The sequence below is a fragment of the Azorhizobium caulinodans ORS 571 genome, from assembly GCF_000010525.1.
GTDB lineage: Bacteria > Pseudomonadota > Alphaproteobacteria > Rhizobiales > Xanthobacteraceae > Azorhizobium > Azorhizobium caulinodans.
Genome location: NC_009937.1, coordinates 3,523,958 through 3,543,594, shown reverse-complemented (window position 1 = coordinate 3,543,594; position 19,637 = coordinate 3,523,958). Strand labels below are relative to the sequence as shown.

15 protein-coding genes are annotated in these 19,637 nt (G+C 68.5%); 8 read left to right on the top strand and 7 right to left on the bottom strand.

The window, feature by feature from the left end; genetic code table 11:
- The first annotated feature begins 138 nt into the window (after positions 1-138).
- Positions 139-1,005, top strand: coding sequence for a helix-turn-helix domain-containing protein (locus AZC_RS15970; protein ID WP_052285957.1), 867 nt, complete (start codon positions 139-141; stop codon positions 1,003-1,005).
- 13 nt (positions 1,006-1,018) lie between these two features.
- Here AZC_RS15970 and AZC_RS15965 read toward each other — a convergent pair whose 3' ends face one another.
- From AZC_RS15965 to AZC_RS15935, 7 genes are all read right to left on the bottom strand, one after another.
- On the bottom strand, positions 1,019-1,783 hold the full coding sequence (locus AZC_RS15965; RefSeq protein ID WP_012171619.1) for a response regulator: 765 nt from the start codon (positions 1,781-1,783) through the stop codon (positions 1,019-1,021).
- A 47-nt stretch (positions 1,784-1,830) separates the two neighbouring features.
- The gene (locus AZC_RS15960; RefSeq protein ID WP_012171618.1) at positions 1,831-2,214 is read right to left on the bottom strand and encodes a response regulator transcription factor; all 384 of its coding nucleotides are present in this window, start codon (positions 2,212-2,214) and stop codon (positions 1,831-1,833) included.
- 102 nt (positions 2,215-2,316) lie between these two features.
- Positions 2,317-3,912 carry an MFS transporter gene (locus AZC_RS15955; protein ID WP_012171617.1) on the bottom strand — a complete coding sequence of 532 codons (1,596 nt, stop codon included), beginning with the start codon at positions 3,910-3,912 and terminating at the stop codon, positions 2,317-2,319.
- Positions 3,909-4,328, bottom strand: coding sequence for a DoxX family protein (locus AZC_RS15950; protein WP_012171616.1), 420 nt, complete (start codon positions 4,326-4,328; stop codon positions 3,909-3,911). Before AZC_RS15950 ends, AZC_RS15955 begins: the two co-directional genes overlap by 4 nt.
- Before the next feature lies 1 nt (position 4,329).
- On the bottom strand, positions 4,330-6,201 hold the full coding sequence (locus AZC_RS15945) for an amidohydrolase (RefSeq protein ID WP_012171615.1): 1,872 nt from the start codon (positions 6,199-6,201) through the stop codon (positions 4,330-4,332).
- Between the two features lie 233 nt (positions 6,202-6,434).
- Positions 6,435-6,926 carry a CinA family protein gene (locus AZC_RS15940; protein ID WP_012171614.1) on the bottom strand — a complete coding sequence of 164 codons (492 nt, stop codon included), beginning with the start codon at positions 6,924-6,926 and terminating at the stop codon, positions 6,435-6,437.
- Positions 6,923-8,098 carry a bifunctional 2-C-methyl-D-erythritol 4-phosphate cytidylyltransferase/2-C-methyl-D-erythritol 2,4-cyclodiphosphate synthase gene (locus AZC_RS15935; RefSeq protein WP_012171613.1) on the bottom strand — a complete coding sequence of 392 codons (1,176 nt, stop codon included), beginning with the start codon at positions 8,096-8,098 and terminating at the stop codon, positions 6,923-6,925. Before AZC_RS15935 ends, AZC_RS15940 begins: the two co-directional genes overlap by 4 nt.
- Positions 8,099-8,289: 191 nt before the next feature.
- On the opposite strand from AZC_RS15935, the gene dusB reads away from it, so the two are divergent.
- The 7 genes from dusB to trkA all read left to right on the top strand — a co-directional run bounded on the left by dusB (position 8,290) and on the right by trkA (position 19,631).
- Entirely contained in the window at positions 8,290-9,342 is a 1,053-nt protein-coding gene (gene dusB, locus AZC_RS15930; protein WP_081434007.1) for a tRNA dihydrouridine synthase DusB, read from the top strand.
- On the top strand, positions 9,339-10,463 hold the full coding sequence (locus AZC_RS15925) for a two-component system sensor histidine kinase NtrB (protein WP_012171611.1): 1,125 nt from the start codon (positions 9,339-9,341) through the stop codon (positions 10,461-10,463). Before dusB ends, AZC_RS15925 begins: the two co-directional genes overlap by 4 nt.
- A 7-nt stretch (positions 10,464-10,470) precedes the next feature.
- Positions 10,471-11,913 (top strand): nitrogen regulation protein NR(I), encoded by a 1,443-nt coding sequence (gene ntrC / locus AZC_RS15920; RefSeq protein WP_012171610.1) that lies wholly within the window; start codon positions 10,471-10,473, stop codon positions 11,911-11,913.
- 145 nt (positions 11,914-12,058) lie between these two features.
- Positions 12,059-14,266, top strand: coding sequence for a putative bifunctional diguanylate cyclase/phosphodiesterase (locus AZC_RS15915; RefSeq protein WP_012171609.1), 2,208 nt, complete (start codon positions 12,059-12,061; stop codon positions 14,264-14,266).
- A 184-nt stretch (positions 14,267-14,450) separates the two neighbouring features.
- Positions 14,451-16,766: a sensor histidine kinase NtrY-like gene (locus tag AZC_RS15910; RefSeq protein ID WP_012171608.1), complete on the top strand. Its 2,316-nt coding sequence runs from the start codon at positions 14,451-14,453 to the stop codon at positions 16,764-16,766.
- A 3-nt stretch (positions 16,767-16,769) separates the two neighbouring features.
- On the top strand, positions 16,770-18,134 hold the full coding sequence (locus tag AZC_RS15905) for a sigma-54-dependent transcriptional regulator (protein ID WP_012171607.1): 1,365 nt from the start codon (positions 16,770-16,772) through the stop codon (positions 18,132-18,134).
- A gap of 120 nt (positions 18,135-18,254) precedes the next feature.
- On the top strand, positions 18,255-19,631 hold the full coding sequence (trkA, locus tag AZC_RS15900; RefSeq protein WP_012171606.1) for a Trk system potassium transporter TrkA: 1,377 nt from the start codon (positions 18,255-18,257) through the stop codon (positions 19,629-19,631).
- Positions 19,632-19,637 lie beyond the last annotated feature (6 nt).

Genomic DNA, 19,637 nt, shown 5'->3' with positions numbered 1-19,637 from the left:
GGTGATGTTGGGGTGGCGACCGCACCATGGTGCGGAAGAGGGCCCTCATTTCACATCGTTTCACGCCCGTTCGGCGCCGGTCCCGCCTAGTCTCTCCCCGATCGAGAGATTGATATGGGAAGCACGATGCCACAACCTATGCCGGAAGCTTCAGGCTGGTCCGCGCGGGGGCAGGCTGAAGACAGCCGCGAGACATCTCAGCTCGGCCTCACCGGAGGCATCGTCGCGCAGTTCGACCGGCGGCGCGATGCCGAGGGTTGGCAGGAGCAACTCGACACTTCGCGCAACCTTCTCACGGTGGCGCTGGACGAGGTGGGTGGCGCCACCGAGGTCTCCCTCTCGCCCTGCCGCCCCACGGCCCAGCGCGTGCGCCCCAACCATATGAGCTTCCTGCCGGCTGGCACCTGTGCGTGGGAAAGCTGCTCGCGCATCAGCCTCTACCGGCGCGCCGTGCTGGCCTTCGACACCGAAACGGTGTCGCAGATCATCGGCCAGCCACTGTCCGAGCCGACGGAAGCCAATGTGATGTTCCGCGATCCGCGCATCTGGCACTGCGCGGATCTTCTCGCGCGGATGAGCGATGGCACCGACCCCGGCAGCCAGCTCTATTGCGACAGCCTTGCCACGGCGCTGTTCGTCGCCCTGTTCAGCCCGCGCGAGCCGTCCACCTCCGGTGGGCTGCTGCCCTGGCAGTTGCGGCGGGTCACCGACTTCATCATGGATCATCTGGCGGAGGATATTCCGCTCGCCGATCTGTCGGCGCTGCTGGGGCAGTCGCAGTCGCACTTCGGTCGCGAATTCCGGATCGCCACCGGCATGCCGCCGCACAAGTGGCAGATGAATGCCCGTGTGCGGCGGGCGCAGGAACTGATGCTGGACCGGCACGGCAGCCTCGCCGACATCGCCATGGAAGTGGGCTTCGCGGACCAGAGCCATTTCACGCGGGTCTTCCGCGCCCACACCGGCCTGCCGCCGGGCCAGTGGAAGCGCGCGCACGTCAATTAGGACGGTTGCCCCCTCAAGCAGGGCTCTGGGGGCGTTCCGACAGGGCCAGTGCCATGGCCCGCGCGACCGCGGCGAGAATGTCCTCGCCGGCGGCGGGCTTGGTGAGGAATTCGATTGCCCCCGCCTTCATGGCTTCCACGGCGATGGGAATGTTGGACCGCCCGCTCAGGAACACGATGGGCAGGCTGAGGCCAAGGGCGAGCAGCCGGCGCTGGAGTTCGAGGCCATTCTCGCCCGGCAGGCTGACGTCGAGGATCAGGCAGCCGGCGGTCTGGGCCGTCAGAGCTTCCTGGAAGGCACCCACCGATCCGTAGGTGCGCACCCGCCAGCCGGACGCCATCAGCAGCCCTTCGAGGGCGTCGCGCATGTCCGCCTCGTCGTCCACCACATGCACCACATGATCGCCCGGCACGGGGGCGTCGTCCGGCTCCGGCGCGTGCTGGCCGAAGGGGGTGAAGGCGTAGCCCCGGTCCGGCACGGTGCTGACGACGTGGCGGGCCTCGCCCAGCGCCCGCCGGAGCGTTGAAACCTGCACCCGCAGATTGGTCTCGCTCACATGCCGGTTCGGCCACACCCGGGCCTGGATCTCGTCGTGGGACACCACCCGGCCCGCGGCCTCCGCGAGCATCAGCAGAAGGTCGAACGCCCGGCTGCCGAGGGTGATGCGCGCGCCGTTGACGAAGGCCTGCCGCGCGGTGGCATGGATCTCCAGCGGACCGGCGCGCAGAACCTCGCCCGGCGAAGAGCGGTCGGCGCGTGAAGGGGGAACAGGCGTCATGGCTGCGGTGCGCTATGGCCGCTCGGAATGATCATGCCGAAGCGGCATCATTGCGTCCCGTCAAAACCCTTTGCAAGCGCCTGCATGACGCTGGTCAGCAGTTCGTCCATCGGTAACGGCTTCAGGAAGAAGGCCGTGGCTCCGGCCGACAAGGCGCGGTTGCGGATCGCATCCTGGGGAAATGCGGTGATCACGATCACGGGAGGACAGGCGGGACGGGCCCGCAGCCGGTCCAGCAGATCAAGCCCGGACATGCCGCCGAGTCGGACGTCGGTAATGATGCAGTCGGCGCGATCGATGGCCGTTGACGCCAAAAACGTCTCGGCGTCGTTGAAGACCGCCGCTTCATAATCATAGGCAGCAAAGAAATTGGCGATGGCCTCGCCGATGGCGGGGTCATCGTCAATGAACGCAATCAAAGGCGCAGTCACAGCCTTCCTCCACTTGGGCGGTGGGCGGGGGGCGGAACCCGAAGGCTCCGCCCACCCGCTGCCCAGCGGCGAAACGACGCCGCATGTTCTTATTTCCGGATTCTAGGCGCTCTCCAACCCGAGAAGATGCCGAACCACGGGCGGCGCCTCGCCGCGATGGAAGCGGTGCAGGCGCTTCTGGATGTCCGCATCCGCATTGGACACCCGGCGGTGCTGCCGCAGATGCTCCGCCCACGAGCCGAGAAGGAACCATTCCACCAGACGTTCAGGCGCGGCCGCGTCCTCCGTGATGCCCCAGGCATAGGCGCCGTCCTTCAGCCGCTCGCGGGAGAGGCGATGGGCCTCGTCAAGGAAGGCGACACGATCCTCGGGTGCGATCTGGTACTCGATGGTCACCAGCACCGGACCGCGGTCGTTCTCCGGTTCCACCGCCAGCAGAGGCTCGGGCCAGTGGTTGGACGGCGCAAGGTCCGTTTCGCCCTTCGGCAGCGGCAGGCGGTGCATGCCGAGGCCGGCCACCAGGAGCAGCACGGCCCCCGCGAACAGGGTGACCGGGATGCCCACCGCATCGGCCACCGAGCCCCAGCCGAGGCTACCCAGCGCCATCGCGCCGTTGAAGACGGTGAGATAGATGGCGAGGGCGCGCCCGCGCACCCAGTTGGGCAGGATGGCCTGCGCCGTGCTGTTGAGGGTGGTGAGGGCGACGATCCAGGCCGCGCCCAGCGCCAGCATGAGCACAAGGGCCACCGGCTGCGGCGGGGCGAGGGCGAGCAGTGCCATGACGGCGGCGGTGACGAGCGCCGCGCCCAGCATCAGGGCGTCGGTGCTCAGCCGGTCCCGCACGCGGGAGAGCACCAGAGCGCCGCCGATGGCGCCGAGGCCGATGGCGCCGAGCAGCAGGCCATAGAAGCCGGCATCGCCGCCCAGCAGCCGGCGGGCCACCAGAGGAAGCAGCGCCCAGACGGAACTGGCGCAGGTGAAGAAGACCGCCGCCCGCAGCATCACCACGTGCAGTTCGCGGCTGTTCTTCGCATAGCGCAGACCGGCCACGAAGGCGCCGGTGAAGCGCTCGGTGAGTGCATCCTCGGTCTTCGCCGGGCGCTTCCACCACAGGAGGGCCGCACCGACGATCACATAGCTCGCCACGTCCGCTCCGTAGGTGACGGCGGCGCCGGCCGAGGCCAGCAGCAGGCCACCCACCGCCGGGCCGATGGCGCGGGAGATGTTGATGCCGAGCGAGTTCAGGGCCACCGCGCCCTTGAGATCGGCCTTGGGCACCAGTTCGGGCACGATGGCCTGCCAGGTGGGCGCCATGAGCGCGGCGCCGATGCCGCCGAGAAAGGTGAGCCCGGCCAGTGACCAGATGGTGAGCGCGCCAGCTGCGGCAAGGCTCAGCAGCACGATGCTGACCGCGCCGAGATAGATCTGGATGCCGATAAGGAATTTGCGGCGGTCGAGAATGTCGGTCAGCACCCCGGCGGGAATGGCCAGCAGGAAGATGGGCAGCGTGCCCGCCGCCTGGATGAGCGCGGTGGCGGTGGGGGAGGGGGACAGGCCGGTGACGAGCCAGGAACTCGCCACGTCGCGCATGAAGGTGCCGGTATTGCCCAGCACCGCCGCCGCCCACAGGACGGTGAAGGTGGAATGGCGGAAGGCGGAGAACATGGAGCCGGAGGCGCCGGGTTTGGCTTCGGTCATGCGGACGTTCCGCCTCCCTTGATCTTGAAGCTGTCGAGGGCGACGAGGCCGAACGCACCCGCAAGGCCAAGGTGCTCGAAGAAGGCGTTCGTCGCCATGGCGCGGTCCATGCCGGGGGGCAGGTCCCAGAAGCGCAGGGCGACCAGCGTCGCCGCAAGCGTGAAGGCGCCGAGCGCCAGTGCCGCCCAGCCGCGCAGGGGACCGAAGACGACCAGGGCAGAGGCCACCAGTTCGAAGACGATGACGCCGGCCGCAAACAGGGCCGGCGGCGCGAGGCCGAAATGCACCATCTCGGCGATGGCGCCGTTGAAATCTAGCAGCTTCGTCACCGGCCCCTGGATATAGGCGGCGCAAAGAGCGAGGAGGGCGAGCCGGTGAAGGCCCGCCGTCCAAGCCGATGTGGCGCGGGGCGCCACCTCACACCGCCCAGCAGGCGCAGCCGAGGGCGCCCCAGAAGCTGCGCAGGTCCGAAACCGGCAGCCGGCTCGACCAGGCATTGGCATGCTGGTGGCCGTGCACGCCGCAGGAATTGGCACAGCCGCAGGCGGCCGCCATGCGCAGCGAGTTCTTGCCCGCGCCTTCCGGCTCGCCCCAGGCGGCATAGCCCTTGAAGGTACGCACCGGCGACCAGTCGGGCATGGCGGGCGGCAGCGGGGTGTCGTCCAGCGCCTTGAAGTCGCCGGCGCCGTACACGACCTTGCCGCCCACGATCGTCAGGTCGGACGACATATGGGCGATGTCCGCCTCCGGGCAGGAGAAGAAGTCACGGTCCGGCACGATGAGGTCGGCGAACTGGCCGGCGACGATCTGGCCCTTGCGGCCCTCCTCATTGGAGAACCACGTCACCTTCTCCGTCCACATGCGCAGGGCCGTCTCGCGGTCGAGGCAGTTGTGGCGGGGATAGAGGCGCAGGCCGCCCACGGTCTGGCCGGTGACCAGCCAGGAAAGCGAGACCCACGGATTATAGGAGGCGACACGGGTGGCGTCGGTGCCGGCGGAGACCTTCACGCCCTTGTCGAGCATCCGCGCAACTGGCGGGGTCGCCTCGGCGGCGGCGGCGCCGTAACGCTCCACGAAATACTCGCCCTGATAGGCCATGCGGTGCTGCACGGCGATGCCGCCGCCGAGCGCCGCGATGCGGTCGATGGAGCGCTCGGAAATGGTCTCCGCATGGTCGAAGAACCAGTTGAGTCCCGCGAGCGGCACGTCCTTGTTGACGGTCTCGAACACGTCGAGGGCGCGGGAGATGGTCTCGTCATAGGTGGCGTGCAGGCGCCACGGCCAGCGGTTCTCGGCGAGGATGCGGACCACGCCCTCGAGGTCGCCTTCCATTTCGGGCGGCATGTCCGGACGCGGCTCGCGGAAGTCCTCGAAGTCGGCGGCGGAGAAGACCAGCATCTCGCCCGCGCCGTTGTGGCGGAAATAGTCGCTACCCTGCTTGTACTTGGAGGTCTTCGTCCAGTTGAGGAAGTCCTCCTTCTCCTGCTTCGGCTTCTGCGTGAAGAGGTTGTAGGCGAGGCGGATGGTGAGCTGGTTGTCGTCGGCGAGCTTCTGGATCACCGCATAATCGTCGGGATAGTTCTGGAAGCCGCCGCCCGCATCGATGGCGCCGGTGACGCCGAGGCGGTTCAACTCGCGCATGAAGTGGCGGGTGGAGTTGAGCTGATAGTCAAAAGGCAGCTTCGGCCCCTTGGCGAGGGTCGCATAGAGGATCGCCGCATTGGGCCGCGCCAGCAGGAGGCCGGTGGGATTGCCGGCGGCATCGCGGGTGATCTCGCCGCCGGGAGGCTCGGGCGTGTCCTTCGTGTAGCCCACCGCGCGCAAAGCGGCGGCATTGAGCAGGGCACGGTCATAGAGGTGCAGGATGAAGACCGGCGTCTCGGGGGCCACCGCGTTCAGCTCCGCGATGGTCGGCAGGCGCTTTTCGGCGAACTGGTGCTCGGTGAAGCCGCCCACCACCCGCACCCATTGCGGCGGCGGGGTCACGGCCACCTGCCGCTTCAGCATGTCCATGGCGTCGGCCAGCGAGCGCATGCCGTCCCACCGCAGCTCCATGTTGAAATTCAGGCCGCCGCGGATGATGTGCAGGTGGTTGTCGATGAGACCCGGCAGGACGCTGCGGCCCTTGAGGTCCACCTTGCGCGTCGTGGGGCCGGCATGGGCCATGGCCTCGGCATCGGTGCCGACGGCGAGGAAGGTGCCGTCCTTGATGGCGACGGCGCTCGCCACCGGATTGGTCCGGTCGAGCGTGGTGATCTTGCCGTTGTGGAGAATGAGGTCGGCGGTCACGCGGGTCTCTCCGTTGCTGCCGCCCCATTGGGGGCGGGCGACGTGCGAAAGCTGGAGGCGGCGGGGCCGGGCGGGAGCGCGATGAGGCGCTGGATGGAAGGCAAGGGGTCACGCTCCGCCGGGTCCGGTCGGCGGACAGAATGGCGCGGGCGCGCCCGGCGATCTTGTCTGATCGCCGCAGCTTTTGGATGGTTCGCCGTCGGCGGGTGGTGCCCTAAGGTCAGGGTCCGCCGTCAGAAACGGGCAAGGGTTTCCAGCATTTCGAGGGCCACCAGAACCGAGCGGCGGCGCACCTCGGCGCGGCCGATGTCGCCGAAACGCTCTTCCCGGTGCAGGATCATGCCGCCCTTCTTGGCGGCAGCGAAATGGACGAGCCCCACGGGCTTCGTCTCGGTGGCGCCGCCGGGTCCGGCAATGCCGGTGACGGCCACGGAGAGCTGCGCCTGCGAGGCAGCGAGGGCGCCGCGCGCCATGGCTCGCGCGGTTTCCTCGCTCACGGCACCATGGGCGGCGAGGATGGCCTCGGGAACGCCCAGCATCTGCTGTTTGGCGGCGTTGGAATAGGTGACGAAGCCCCGGTCCACCACGTCGGAGGAGCCGGCGATCTCGGTGAGCGCCCCGACGACGAGGCCGCCGGTGCAGCTTTCCGCGGTGGCCACCATCAGGCCCGCCGCCCGGCAGACGTCCAGCACCCGGCTTGCGCGTTCGGTGATCTCGTCGGTCATGCTCCGATCTCCAGCGGCAGGCGGATGGTGGCGGAGGCCATGGCGGCGATACCCTCGCGCCGGCCAGTGAAGCCCAGCTTCTCCGTGGTGGTCGCCTTCACGCTCACGCGGCCGAGGGGGAGGTCGCAGATGCGGGCGATCTCGGCGCGGATGGCATCGCGATGGGGCCCGACCTTGGGCGCCTCGCAGATCAGCGTGAGGTCCAGATGGGCGACGATGCCGCCCCGTTCGCGCACCCGCTCGATGGCGAAGGCGAGGAAGCGGTCGGAGGTGGCGCCCTTCCACTGCGGATCGGAGGGCGGGAAATGGGCGCCGATGTCGCCATCCGCCAGCGCGCCCAGCACCGCGTCGGTGAGCGCGTGCAGGCCCACGTCCGCATCCGAATGGCCGTCGAGGCCCCTGTCAAAGGGGATGGCGACGCCGCCCAGCATCACATGGTCGCCGGGGCCGAAGGCGTGGACGTCGAAGCCGGTGCCGGTGCGCACGTCGGGCAGGTCCGCCAGCATGCGGGCGGCACGGGCGAGGTCTTCGGCGCTGGTCAGCTTCACGTTCTCACTGTCTCCGGCAAAGGTTGCCACCGTGTGCCCCGCCCATTCCATGACAGAGGCATCGTCGGTGAGGTCGGCCACCCGGGCGTCCGCCGCCGCGCGGTGGGCGGCGAGCAGCTCCGCGAATCGGAAAGCCTGGGGTGTCTGCACCGCTCGCAGCATGGCGCGGTCCACGGTGCCGGTCACGTGTCCGGCGGCATCCACGTGCTTGATGGTGTCCGTGACGGGCAGGACGGGGATGGCGGCGGTGTTTCCGTCCAGCGCGGCGATGGCGCGGGCAATCACCTCCGGCGGCGTGAAGGGGCGGGCGCCGTCCTGCACCAGAACCCTCTCCGGACCATAAGCTGCGAGCGCCTCGAGACCTGCGCGGACGGACTGCTGGCGGGTGGCGCCACCTGCCACCTGCGGCAGCACTTTGGTCAGGCCCGCGACCGCCTGCTCATAAAGCGGCGCGTCGTCGGGATGGGTGACCACCTGAATCACATCGATGGCTGCGCATTCCGCAAAGCGAAGCAGTGTGCGCCGCAACACAGATTCGCCGCCAAGTCTGTGGTATTGCTTCGGCACCGCACCACCGGCCCTGGTGCCGCGGCCCGCAGCGACGATAAGAACAGCGCAAGCCATTGATTTGAGGGTTCCCGCTGGACGATTGGTCGTCGTTGAACAGCGCCCGCGCCGCAGGCGCAAGGGATAATGCGGAGGCAGCGAGCCGCCGCCCCATCGGGCAGCACGGGCAAGGCGCAGGCAAAAAGCCTGCAAACTTCATCGCTATGGCCTTGCGCAACGGCTTCGAATGTCTAGAATGTAGGCAGCTGATGGATGGCCTAATTTCTGTGCAAACCGCTCCCTTTCCTGCCTTTTCGCCGCTGACGATCGGCCCGCACCGCATTGCGGCGCCGGTCCTTCTGGCGCCGATGGCGGGCATCACCGACGCCCCGGTGCGGCGCATGGCGCTGCGCTACGGGGCCGGGCTGACGGTGTCCGAGATGGTGGCGAGCGAGGCCCTGCTCACCGGCCATGCGGAAATGACGCTGCGGGCCGAAGGCGCGGGCGTGGACATCCATGCCGTGCAACTGGCCGGCAACGAGCCGCACTGGATGGCCGAGGCGGCGCGCCTGGCGGAAGCCTCCGGCGCCGCCATCATCGACATCAACATGGGCTGTCCCGCCAAGCGCGTGACCACAGGTGCGGCGGGCGCGGCCCTCCTGCGTGACCTGCCGCTGGCGACCCGGATTCTCGAAGCGGTGCGCGCGGCCATCTCGGTTCCTGTCACGCTGAAGACCCGGCTCGGCTGGGACGGCGCTGAAATGACCGCGCCAGAGATCGCCCGCCGTGCAGAGGCGATCGGCATCGCAATGGTCACCATCCACGGGCGCACCCGCTGCCAGTTCTACACCGGCACCGCCGACTGGGCGGCCATCCGCGCGGTGAAGGACGCCGTCTCCATTCCGGTGATCGCTAATGGCGACCTCACCCAGACGCACGATGCCGCCGCCATGCTGGCCGCTTCCGGCGCGGACGGCGTGATGATCGGGCGCGGGGCGCAGGGGCGGCCCTGGTTCCCGGGCGCCGTCGCCCAGCACTGGAGGACGGGCCGCGCGCCGGCAGACCCCGACCTTGCCGAGCAGCGCGACGTGCTGCTCGAACTCTATGACGGCTGGCTGGCGCTCTATGGCGTCGAGCTCGGCCTGCGGCAGGCCCGCAAGCATGTGGGCTGGGCGCTGGAGGCGGCTGCGGCCTCGGCCGGCGCTGCGCCTCAAATCGCCAAGGATGCGCGTGGCCGCATCCTCACTCTGGAGGCCCCCGACGCTGTGATCGCGGGCATCCGCACCTTTTACGACCAACTCGCCTGGAGGGCGGCCGCATGAAGGCGGAACTGAAGCCTCGCACCTCGGACGGCGAGGCCCTGACCCGCGCCATCCTGGATGCGGTGCCGCATCCGGTGGTGACGCTGGCGGAAGACGGCCGCATTCTCGATGCCAATGTGGCCGCCGAGACCTTCTTTCAGGTCAGCGTGCCGCTGCTGCGCCGCCGGCCTTTCGCGGAGTTCGTGCCCTTCGGCACGCCGCTGCTGAGCCTCATCGAGCAGGTGCGCGAGCGCGGTTCCTCGGTGAACGAATATCGCGTCGATCTCGGCACGCCGCGCAATGGCGGTGAGCGCATCGTGGACATCCATGTGGCGCCCATGGCCGAGCGGCCGGGCCATGTGGTGGTGATGTTCCAGGAGCGCACCATCGCCGAGAAGATGGACCGCCAGCTCACCCATCGCGGCGCTGCCCGTTCCGTGAGCGCGCTCGCTTCCATGCTGGCGCACGAGATCAAGAACCCGCTCTCCGGCATCCGCGGCGCCGCCCAGCTTCTGGAGCAGTCGGCGGGCGACGAGGACCGGGCGCTCACACGCCTCATCTGCGACGAGGCGGACCGCATCGTGAAGCTGGTGGACCGCATGGAGGTGTTCTCCGACGAGCGCCCCGTGGAGCGCGAGCCGGTCAATATCCATGCGGTGCTTGAGCATGTGCGCACGCTCGCGTCGTCGGGCTTCGCGCGCCACATCCGCTTCATCGAGGATTACGATCCCTCTCTGCCGCCGGTCTATGCCAACCGCGACCAGCTCATCCAGGTCTTCCTCAATCTGGTGAAGAATGCGGCAGAAGCCATCGACAGCGAGACCGATGGCGAAATCCACCTCACCACCGCCTTCCGTCCCGGCGTGCGCCTCACCGTGCCCGGCGCCTCCTCCAAGGTCAGCCTGCCGCTGGAGTTCTGCGTGCGGGACAATGGCAAGGGCGTGCCGGAGGATCTCGTCCAGCACCTCTTCGATCCCTTCGTGACCACCAAGCCCACCGGCAGTGGCCTCGGCCTTGCATTGGTGGCGAAGATCATCGGCGACCATGGCGGTATCGTCGAATGCGACAGCCAGCCCCGCCGCACCACGTTCCGCGTCCTGCTGCCCATGTACCGCAGCAGCCGGTCTTCAGAGGACAACTGAGGTGAGCATGCCTACCGGAAGCATCCTGGTCGCCGACGACGATGCCGCGATCCGCACCGTGCTCAATCAGGCCCTGTCGCGCGCCGGCTATGAGGTGCGCTCCTGCGGGAACGCCGCCACGCTCTGGCGCTGGGTGAGCCAGGGCGACGGCGATCTCGTCATCACCGACGTGGTGATGCCCGACGAGAACGCCTTCGACCTGCTGCCGCGCATCAAGAAGGCGCGGCCGGACCTGCCGGTCATCGTCATGAGCGCGCAGAACACCTTCATGACCGCCATCCGCGCCTCCGAGCGCGGGGCCTATGAATATCTGCCCAAGCCCTTCGACCTGAAGGAGCTGATCTCCATCGTCGGCCGCGCGCTCGCCGAGCCGAAGAAGGCGGAGAAGCTCGCGCTCGGCTCCGACGAGCAGGAGAATATCCCGCTGGTCGGCCGCTCGGCGGCCATGCAGGAGATCTACCGCCTCCTCGCCCGGCTGATGCAGACCGACCTCACCGTGATGATCGCGGGCGAGAGCGGCACCGGCAAGGAACTGGTGGCCCGCGCGCTGCACGACTATGGCAAGCGCCGCAACGGTCCCTTCGTCGCCATCAACATGGCGGCCATCCCGCGCGACCTCATCGAATCGGAGCTGTTCGGCCACGAGAAGGGCTCGTTCACCGGCGCCACCACCCGCAACGCCGGCCGCTTCGAGCAGGCCGAGGGCGGCACGCTCTTCCTCGACGAGATCGGCGACATGCCCATGGAGGCGCAGACCCGCCTTCTGCGCGTGCTCCAGCAGGGCGAATATACGACGGTGGGCGGGCGCACGCCCATCAAGACCGACGTGCGCATCATCGCCGCCACCAACAAGGACCTGCGGACGCTGATCCAGCAGGGCCTGTTCCGCGAAGACCTGTTCTTCCGCCTGAACGTGGTGCCGCTGCGCCTGCCGCCGCTGCGCGAGCGCTCCGAGGATGTGCCGGATCTGGTGCGCCACTTCTTCCTTCAGGCCGAGCGCGAGGGCCTGCCCGCCAAGCAGGTGGACTCTGCCGCCCTCGACCGGCTGAAGCGCTACCGCTGGCCGGGCAACGTGCGTGAGCTGGAAAACCTCGTGCGCCGCCTCGCCGCGCTTTATCCGCAGGAGATCATCACCCCCTCGATCATCGAGGCGGAACTGTCCGAGCCGGCGCCGAGCGCTTTGTCCGAGGACGGGCCCGTGGACGCGACGCTCGGAGCTTCCGTGGAGCGCCATCTCAACGGGTATTTCTCCGGCTTTGGCGAGGATCTGCCGCCTCCGGGCCTCTATCACCGCATCCTGCGGGACGTGGAATATCCGCTGCTCTCGGCCGCCCTCGCAGCCACGCGGGGCAACCAGATCAAGGCAGCGGAGCTGCTCGGTCTGAACCGCAACACCCTGCGCAAGAAGATTCGGGACCTCGACATCCAGGTGATCCGCACCAGCCGCTGAACGGGACATCTCCTTGATGGCGTACGGGATGTCTGTCACCCTCCGGTTGTAAGGGGCCTGCATCGACGGCATCGCGGGTGATGCGGGCATTCAGGATGTGGTATCAAAATGCCGGCGGGGGCATGCGGGCCTCCGGGGGGAAGGCATGGCGGACGAGGCGGAGCAGGCCGGGCTGCGCATACTGGGGGACGTCCTTTCGGCGGCCCATTCAGCCGGCGACCTCTCGTGCCTCTCTCCCGACCTCCTCGCGCGTATCGCTGACACCTTCCATCTCCAGCGGGTTTCGCTCTTTCAGGTGCACGAGGCCGAGGGCAGGGGCATCGCGGCCACCTGCGTGATCGATTGGCGGCGGCCGGGCCTCGCCTTTCCGGCCATGACGGAGGGGTCCCATCCGCCGCTCACGGCGGCCGGAGGTGATCCCCTTCTGGCGCAATGGGCGGCGCGACGGCGCCGCGGCGAGACGATCATCGGCCGGACGCGCGATCTCACCGGCTATCTGTACGGCTTCTTTTCCCACTATGGCGTCGTCACGTTCCTGACCGAACCGGTCATGGTGCATGGGCGCTGGTGGGGCCACTTCTGCGTGGACACGCCGGATGCCGAACATGAGTGGACGGCGGTCGAGCGGCAGGCCTTCAAGTGCATCGCCGCCGTGCTGGCGGGGCTGCTGGCCCGCTCGGGCACCGAAGGTCTGGTCAGCGAGGCCGCGCGCCGGGCCATGCTGGACACCTCCATCGATGCGGTGATCGTGGCCGACGAGGCGGGCGCCATCGTCGAGTTCAACCACGCGGCGGAGGCCATCTTCGGTCACACGCGCGAGGGGGTGATCGGCCGGCCCATGACCGAGACGATCATCCCGGCCCATTACATCGACCGCCACCGCCAGGGATTCATGCGCCATCTGGCGACCGGCGAGAACCACATCATGCGCCGGCTCGTCGAGGTGGAGGCGCTGCGGGCGGATGGCAGCGTCTTTCCGGCCGAACTGACCGTGAACGAGCATCGCGCCGGTGGGCGCCGCCTGTTCAGCGCCTTCGTCCGCGACATCTCCGACCGCATCACGTCCCGCCGCGCGCTGGAGCGGCTGGCGTTCACGGACATGCACACCGGGCTCAGCAACCGCACCGGGCTGCTGCGGCTGTGCACCGGACGGCCGACCCGGCCCTCCGGCGCGGTGGTGCTGATGCTGCGCGACCTCGGTGTGGTCAAGACGAGCTTCGGCGACGACTGGGCGGAGCCCATGATCGTGGAGACCGCCAACCTGCTCAGCCGGATGCTGCCGCAGGAGGCGTGCCTCGGTCGCACCGGCGAGAGCGAGTTCACGGTCGTGACCTGGCAGCCGGGAGCGGCGGCGGAACTCGCGGAAACGCTCATCGGGCGCCTGCGCTCGGCCATCGAGAGCGGCGGCCGGCGCTTCTATCTTCGGGTCGGTCTCGGGGTGGTGGAGCGGCCGGGGGATGCCACCTATCTCCTGCGGGATGCGGAAATGGCAGCGCGCGACTGCCGGGACGGCCACCTGCTGCACTTCGCCGAACACATGCGGGCGCAGCACCAGCAGCGGCTGGAACTGGAGATGGCCCTGCGGGACGTCATCCAGCGGCGGACATCGGCGCTCTCGCTCCATTACCAGCCGGTGGTCAGCGCCCGGACCGGCGGGCTTGTCGGTTTCGAGGCTCTGGTGCGCTGGTATTCCGAGACGCACGGTCCGGTCTCGCCCGCATTGTTCGTGCCTCTGGCGGAAGCGGGAGGGTTCGCGGAGCGGCTGGGGGCCTGGGTCATCGAGACCGCCATCTCCGCCTGCGCCGGCTGGAATGTCCGCCGGCGCGCGCATGGGCTGGCCCCCTGGCACATCGCCATCAACCTTTCGGCCACGGAGGTGGTGGCGCCGGACCTCATCGAGCGGGTGCGCCAGACGATGGCCTTTCACGGGCTCCCGCCCCAGTGCGTCTGTTTCGAGCTGACCGAAAGCGCCATCCTGAACCAGCCCGAGATCGCCATCGAGACCCTCTCGCGCCTGCGCGCCCTTGGCTGCACCACGGCCATCGACGATTTCGGCACCGGCTATTCGAGCCTCAGCTATCTCCAGCGTCTGCCCATGGACGTGTTGAAGATTGACCGCAGTTTCGTCCTCGACATGGTGGACAACAGCCGTTCGCGGGAGATCGTGCGGGTCATGATCGAGATGGCCCACGGCCTCGGCATGAGCGTGGTGGCGGAGGGCGTTGAGACCACCGGCGCCTTGCAGATCCTGCGTCAGATGGGCTGCGACCGCGCGCAGGGATTCCTCTTCGGCCGTGCCATGCCGGGGGATGTGGCGGGGACCCTGCCGGAGACACTCGCTCCCACCGGTTAGGTGTGGGGACCGGGAACAATCTGCCGTTGCTGCTGGTGCCTGTCACATTTTTGCACCAGTGTCGTTCCACTGCATCACTGCCGAACGACTCAGGGGGCTGCGGGCCGACCGCATGCCCCTGACGACGGCGCAACAGCCGCAGGCCCGGACGACCGGCCCCCGCGTGCCAGGAGTGGCGTGACACATGACGCAAGCCGCGTTTGACCAGGCTTCGGACAACGGACCCATGACGCCGTCCGGCTCGTCCTTCGGCCTGTTCGCCCCGGCAGTGGTGCTGCTCGCCCTCATCTCGGCTCTCGCCACCTTCCTCATCCTCATGGGCCTCACCCCCGTGGTGCCGACCCATCAGGTGGTCATCAGCGTGCTGCTGGTGAATGCGGCAGCGGTGCTGATCCTCAGCGCCATGGTCGGCCGCGAGATCTGGCGCATCGCCAAGGCGCGGGCGCGCGGGCGCGCCGCCGCCCGGCTGCACATCCGCATTGTCGGCCTGTTCGCGGTGGTCTCCGTGGTGCCGGCCATCCTCGTGGCGGTGGTGGCTAGCCTGACGCTCGACCGCGGGCTCGACCGCTGGTTCTCCATGCGCACGCAGGAGATCGTGGCGAGTTCCGTCTCCGTCGCCCAGACCTATGTGCGCGAGCACGCCCTGAACATCCGGGGCGACATCCTCGCCATGAGCGCGGACCTGACGCGGCTGAAGTCGGTCTATGAAGGGGACCGCTCGCGCTTCAACCAGATCCTCACTGCGCAGGCGGCGCTGCGGAACCTGCCGGGCGCCATGCTGATCCGCCGCGACCTCTCGGTGGTGGAGCGGGCCAACGTCAACATCGGCCGCGAATTCATCGTCCCCGCCAACCTCGCCATTGGGGATGCGACGCCGGATCAGCCGGTGATCTATCTGCCCAATGACGCGGACTATGTGGCCGCCGTGGTGCCGCTCAAGGACTATGACGACCTCTATCTCTACGTGGCCCGCCTCATCGATCCGCGCGTCATCGGCTATCTGAAGACCACGCAGGAGACGCTGGCCGACTATCGGTCGCTGGAGGAGCGGCGCTTCGGCGTGCAGGTGGCCTTCGCGCTCATGTATGCGGTCATCACGCTCATCGTGCTGCTCTCCGCGGTCTGGCTCGGCCTCAACTTCTCCAAGTGGCTGGTGGCGCCCATCCGCCGCCTCATGTCGGCAGCCGACCATGTGGCGGAAGGCAATCTCGACGTACGCGTGCCCATCTATCGGGCCGAAGGCGATCTCGCCTCGCTCGCCGAGACCTTCAACAAGATGACCCACGAGCTGCGCAGCCAGCGCGAGGCCATCCTCACCGCCCGCGACCAGATCGACAGCCGCCGCCGCTTCACGGAAGCCGTGCTTTCCGGTGTCGGCGCGGGCGTCATCGGCCTCGATTCGCAGGAGCGCATCACCATCCTCAACCGCTCGGCCGAGCGCCTTTTGGGGCTGTCGGAGGTGGAGGCCCTGCACCGGCATCTCGCCGAGGTGGTGCCGGAGACGGCGGGCCTCCTGGAAGAGGCCGAGCATGCGCGGCAGCGTAGCGTTCAGGGCAACATCACGCTCACCCGCGACGGGCGTGAGCGCGTCTTCGCGGTCCGTGTCACCACCGAGCAATCGCCCGAGGCCGAGCATGGCTGGGTGGTGACGCTCGACGACATCACCGAACTCATCTCGGCCCAGCGCACCTCTGCCTGGGCGGATGTGGCCCGGCGCATCGCCCACGAGATCAAGAACCCGCTCACCCCCATCCAGCTCTCCGCCGAGCGGCTCAAGCGCAAGTTCGGCCGGCACGTGACGCAGGATCGGGAGATCTTCGACCAGTGCACCGACACCATCATCCGTCAGGTGGGCGACATCGGCCGGATGGTGGACGAGTTCTCCTCCTTCGCCCGGATGCCCAAGCCCGTCGTGGACAGCCAGGACATGTCGGAGATCATCCGCCAGACGGTGTTCCTCATGCGGGTGGGACATCCCGAGGTGGTGTTTGATTCCGAGGTGCCGCCCGCTATGCCCGCGCGCTTCGACCGCCGCCTCGTTTCCCAAGCCTTAACGAACATCCTCAAGAACGCTGCCGAGGCCATCGAGGCCGTTCCGCCGGACGTACGCGGCCAAGGCCGCATCCGCGTCAGCGCCAATCGGGTGGGTGAGGATCTGGTGATCGACATCATCGACAACGGCACCGGCCTGCCGCAGGAGAGCCGGAACCGTCTTCTGGAACCCTATGTGACGACGCGCGAAAAGGGCACGGGCCTCGGCCTTGCCATCGTGGGGAAGATCATGGAGGAGCACGGCGGCGGCATCGAGCTGAACGACGCGCCCGAGGGGCGCGGCGCGTGGATCCGTCTCACCCTCAAGGCCGAGGGACCGAAGGCGGAACCGACCGATGCCTCAACCAAGGCGACCGGGGCTGCCACGCCCGCGGCGCCCGCCGCTTCCGCCATGGCCCGCGATGCGGCTGCCGATTCCGCCGCGCGCGGCAAGAACGAGAGGACCTGATCCATGGCCCATGACATCCTGATCGTCGATGACGAGCCCGACATCAGCGGCCTCGTCGCCGGCATCCTGGAGGACGAGGGCTATTCCGCCCGCACCGCCCGCGACGCCGATGGCGCGCTGGCCGAGATCGCCGCGCGGCGGCCGAACCTGATCTTCCTCGACATCTGGCTGCAGGGCAGCCGCCTCGACGGCCTCGAATTGCTGGACATCATCAAGCGCGAGCACCCCGAGGTGCCGGTGGTGATGATCTCCGGCCACGGCAACATCGAGACGGCGGTGGCCGCCATCAAGCGCGGCGCCTACGACTTCATCGAGAAGCCCTTCAATGCCGACCGGCTGGTGGTCATCACCGAGCGGGCGCTGGAGACGCTGCGGCTGCGCCGCGAGGTACGGGAGCTGAAGCAGCTCACCCAGCCGCACACCATGGTGGGCCGCTCCAGCGTCATCCAGCAGTTGCGCGCCACCGTGGACCGAGTCGGCCCCACCAACAGCCGCATCCTCATCGTCGGCCCCTCGGGCTCCGGCAAGGAGCTGACCGCGCGCATGATCCATGCGGCCTCCGCCCGCGCGCAGGGGCCGTTCGTGGTCATCAACGCCGCCGCCATCACCCCCGAGCGCCTCGAATATGAGCTGTTCGGCGTGGAGGAGGGGGAAGGGCGCGAGCGCCATCGCGGCGCGCTGGAAGAGGCGCACGGCGGCACTCTGTTCCTCGACGAGATCGCCGACATGCCGCGCGAGACCCAGAACCGGGTGCTGCGGGTGCTGGTGGAGCAGACCTTCAGCCGCATCGGCAGCAGCGAGAAGGTGCGCGTGGACGTGCGCATCATCTCCTCCACCGGGCGTCACCTGGAGGAAGAGATCGCCGCCGGGCGTTTCCGCGAGGATCTCTACCACCGCCTTTCGGTGGTGCCGATCCGCGTGCCGCCGCTGGCCGAGCGGCGGGAGGACATCCCCGATCTCGTGGATTTCTTCATCGACCTCATCTCTCAGACGACGGGCCTTCAGCGCCGCAAGGTGGGCGAGGATGCCATGGCCGTGCTCCAGTCCCATGACTGGCCGGGCAACGTGCGGCAGCTGCGCAACAATGTGGAGCGCCTGCTGATTCTCGCCGGCGGCGATCCGGATGCGGAGGTGACCGCCTCCATGCTGCCGCCGGACGTGGGTGCGCTGGTGCCCACCCTGCCCAACGGCAATGGCGGCGAGCATCTGATGGGCCTGCCGCTGCGTGAGGCCCGCGAAGTGTTCGAGCGCGAATATCTCGCAGCGCAGATTAACCGCTTTGGCGGCAATATCTCGCGTACGGCGGAATTCGTCGGCATGGAACGCTCGGCCCTGCATCGCAAGCTGAAGGCGCTCGGCGTAGGCTGACGGAGCGGGACGGGATAAGGTTCGCGGCGGCGCGGTGTTGCAGGGGCGGCAGCCGCGCCGGGAAAACGGGATCGGCATTCGGGCCAAGGGCTTGCGGGTGTCAGGCGGCGGGGGGTGGTCATGAAGGTCGTGATCTGCGGGGCAGGGCAGGTGGGGTTCGGCATTGCCGAGCGCCTCGCCAGCGAGCAGAACGACGTCTCCATCGTCGATGCGAGCCCGCGCCGGATCCAGATCGCCACCGACCAGCTCGACGTGCGCGGCGTGGTGGGCCATGGCTCCCATCCGGACGTGCTGGCCCGTGCCGGCATCGAGCAGGCGGACATGCTGATCGCGGTCACCCTGCATGACGAAGTGAACATGGTGGCCTGCCAGGTGGGCCATTCGCTGTTCAACGTGCCGACCAAGGTCGCCCGCATCCGCGCCCAGACCTATCTGCAGCCCGAATGGCGCAGCATGCTCTCCCGCGACCATATGCCCATCGACGTGGTGATTTCACCGGAGATCGAGGTGGGCGAGATGGTGCTGCGGCGCCTCTCGCTGCCGGGGGCGGTGGATACGGTCTCCTTCGGCGACGGCTCGGTGGTGATCGCCGGCGTGCTGTGCGGCGAGGCCTGCCCGGTGGTCGACACCCCGCTCACCCAGCTCACCCAGCTCTTCCCCGACCTGCCGGCGACCATCGTTGCCATCAACCGCAACGGCAAGGTGATGGCGACCCGCTCGTCGGACCAGATCCAGACCGGGGACATCGCCTATTTCGTCGCTCCCGCCGATCAGGTGGGGCGCACGCTCTCCATCTTCGGCCACGACGAAATCCCGGCCAAGCGCATCATCATCGGCGGCGGCGGCAACATCGGCCTCTACGTGGCGCAGGAGCTGGAGAAGCGGAACGCGGCCGCGCGCATCAAGGTGGTGGAGAGCAATCGCGAGCGGGCGCAGGCCATCGCGGAGGGGCTGTCGCGCTCGGTGGTGCTCCATGGCGACTCGCTCGCACGCGAGATCCTCGACGAGGCCGGGGTCGCCGACAGCGACACCATGATCGCCCTCACCAATGACGACCGCGTCAACATCCTCTCCTGCCTGCTCGCCAAGCAACTCGGCGCCCAGCGCATCCTCGCCTTGGTGAACGAGCAGGGCTATGCGGGCTTTGCCCACGGGCTCGGCATCGACGCCTACGTCAATCCGCGCCAGATCACCGTCTCCAAGGTGCTCCAGCACGTGCGGCGCGGCCGCATCCGGGGCGTGCACTCGCTGCTGGACGGGGCCGGCGAGATGATCGAGGCGGAGGCGCTCGAGACCTCACCGCTGGTGGGCCGCCCGCTACGCGACATCGACCTGCTCAAGGGCATGCGCATCGGCGCGGTGGTGCGCAACGGCGTCGTCATGCGCCCGAGCGGCGATACGGTTGTGCGGGCGCAGGACCGTGTGGTGCTGTTCGCATTGGCCGACGACATCAAGCGTGTGGAGCAGCTCTTCCGCGTCAGCCTCGAATTCTTCTGAGCCCTC

What these genes read in the sequence shown, in the direction of transcription:
- dusB (WP_081434007.1), top strand. Translation starts at nt 8,290, where the DNA reads ATGGATGGCCTAATTTCTGTGCAAACCGCTCCCTTTCCTGCCTTTTCG.
- ntrC (WP_012171610.1), top strand. Translation starts at nt 10,471, where the DNA reads ATGCCTACCGGAAGCATCCTGGTCGCCGACGACGATGCCGCGATCCGC.
- AZC_RS15915 (WP_012171609.1), top strand. Translation starts at nt 12,059, where the DNA reads ATGGCGGACGAGGCGGAGCAGGCCGGGCTGCGCATACTGGGGGACGTC.
- AZC_RS15955 (WP_012171617.1), bottom strand. Translation starts at nt 3,912, where the DNA reads ATGACCGAAGCCAAACCCGGCGCCTCCGGCTCCATGTTCTCCGCCTTC.
- AZC_RS15910 (WP_012171608.1), top strand. Translation starts at nt 14,451, where the DNA reads ATGACGCAAGCCGCGTTTGACCAGGCTTCGGACAACGGACCCATGACG.
- AZC_RS15970 (WP_052285957.1), top strand. Translation starts at nt 139, where the DNA reads ATGCCGGAAGCTTCAGGCTGGTCCGCGCGGGGGCAGGCTGAAGACAGC.
- trkA (WP_012171606.1), top strand. Translation starts at nt 18,255, where the DNA reads ATGAAGGTCGTGATCTGCGGGGCAGGGCAGGTGGGGTTCGGCATTGCC.
- AZC_RS15925 (WP_012171611.1), top strand. Translation starts at nt 9,339, where the DNA reads ATGAAGGCGGAACTGAAGCCTCGCACCTCGGACGGCGAGGCCCTGACC.
- AZC_RS15940 (WP_012171614.1), bottom strand. Translation starts at nt 6,926, where the DNA reads ATGACCGACGAGATCACCGAACGCGCAAGCCGGGTGCTGGACGTCTGC.
- AZC_RS15965 (WP_012171619.1), bottom strand. Translation starts at nt 1,783, where the DNA reads ATGACGCCTGTTCCCCCTTCACGCGCCGACCGCTCTTCGCCGGGCGAG.
- AZC_RS15935 (WP_012171613.1), bottom strand. Translation starts at nt 8,098, where the DNA reads ATGGCTTGCGCTGTTCTTATCGTCGCTGCGGGCCGCGGCACCAGGGCC.
- AZC_RS15905 (WP_012171607.1), top strand. Translation starts at nt 16,770, where the DNA reads ATGGCCCATGACATCCTGATCGTCGATGACGAGCCCGACATCAGCGGC.